The 1,778-nt window shown below is 33.5% G+C and carries 2 protein-coding genes; both read left to right on the top strand.

Going from position 1 to position 1,778, the window contains the following annotated elements; genetic code table 11:
- A partial coding sequence (locus AC1DTM_RS25115; RefSeq protein WP_477001153.1) for a M20/M25/M40 family metallo-hydrolase occupies positions 1 to 888 on the top strand: 888 nt, incomplete at its 5' end.
- Positions 889 to 1,271: 383 nt separating this feature from the next.
- A partial coding sequence (locus AC1DTM_RS25110; RefSeq protein ID WP_477001152.1) for a CatB-related O-acetyltransferase occupies positions 1,272 to 1,778 on the top strand: 507 nt, incomplete at its 3' end.

Below are 1,778 nucleotides of genomic sequence, written 5' to 3'. Positions count from 1 at the left end.
ATTTGGGATGAAGCGCCAGTAGATATGGACACATACCGACTATATGTTGGTGGACTTAAAGGTGGACATTCTGGTTTGGAAATTGATAAACAACGCGGTAATGCGAATAAAGTATTAGGACGAGTTTTACGTGATTTATCAATTCACATTCAATTTAATATGAGTGAAGTTCATGGCGGCTTAAAAACAAATGCAATTCCGCGTGAAAGTGTAGCTACAATTTTATTACGTGCAGAAGATGTACAGCAAGTAGAAGAAAAACTAAAATCATGGACACATATTTTACAAGAAGAGCTGCGTGCTGTTGATCCGGATGTTCATGTTTCACTTACAAAAGTAGAAGAAAAGGCGGAAAAAGTCTTTTCTAAAGAAACACAAAAACAGCTTATTTCTTCATTATTCTTAATTCCAAATGGTATACAAAGTATGAGTATGGATATTAAAGGTCTTGTAGAAAGCTCAACTAATTTAGGAGTTATTCAAACACTGCAAGATGAGATTAAATTACGAAGCGAAGTGAGAAGTTCTGTAAGTAGTTTAAAACAACATATTGTAGATGAAATTAAGTATATTGCGGAATTAGTAGGGGCAACATTTGAAAAAGAGTCTGAGTATCCAGAATGGCCATATAATCCTAATTCGCCTATCCGTAATTTATTCGAAAAAGTGCACCAAGAAAAATACAGCAAAGATGCTGAAATCTTCGCAGTACATGCAGGGATTGAGTGCAGCGTATTTGTTCAAAAAATGCCTGAGTTAGATGCAATTTCATTCGGTCCAGATATCTTTAATGTTCACACACCAGATGAGTATATTAGCATTTCTTCTGTTGTGAATAACTGGGGATTCTTTGTTGATGTAATGAAGGGAACGAAAGAATTAGCCTAAGTAATAACCGATGAATTTAAGTGCAGCCCATAAAAATTTATAGGCTGCTTTTTTGTATTGAATTTTTTATAAGTTTTGAGTATGGAAAATATACTGAACTTACATTACGTATATGAAGTGGAAATTTCATATACCGTATTTTATATAAAATATAAATAGTTTCAAAAGAAATAAAGTATAACAAATCCGTATTTATAAAAACAGCTTTATTATACTTTTCTCTATTTGACTTGTATAATTTATTACGTTATGATTTTTCATTATAACTGAAAGGCTTGAAGATAATGATTCGTCGTTTGAAAAAGTTTAAAAATGTCGCTGTCGTATTAAGCTTCTAAGTAAATTTCAAAAATCTACAATACTTAGAAGCGAGGAATATAGTTATGAAGCATCCATTATTTAATCATTGGTCTGAAACAAAGTATTTAAAAGATATAGTAACAAATCCACTCATTGAAGTAGGAGAGTACGCCTATTATTCAGGGTATTATGGAAATCAAAATTTTGAAGATGGTTGTGTAAGGTATTTATGGGGCGATGCTAAGTCCCAAGCACTTTTCAATCCAATTGRACAGATGGGTTGGCACCTGGATAAACTCATTATTGGAAATTATGTTTGTATTGCAAGTGGAGTTGTCATTTTAATGGGTGGGAATCATAACCATCACCCTGAATGGATTACAGTGTATCCATTCGTTGAGCAAATAGAGCAATCATATGAACCGAAGGGTGATACAGTCATTAAAAGCGATGCCTGGATTGGTATGAATGCTATTATAATGCCTGGCGTTACTATTGGTGAAGGTGCAATTATTGCAGCTGGATCTGTCGTATGTAAAGATGTTCCGCCGTATACAATAGTAGGTGGTAATCCTGCTAAAGAAATAAAG

The sequence above is a fragment of the Bacillus sp. P4_D3 genome (assembly GCF_056401855.1).
The sequence above is the reverse complement of the archived record's forward strand: the minus strand, read 5'-3'. Positions and strand labels throughout refer to the sequence as shown.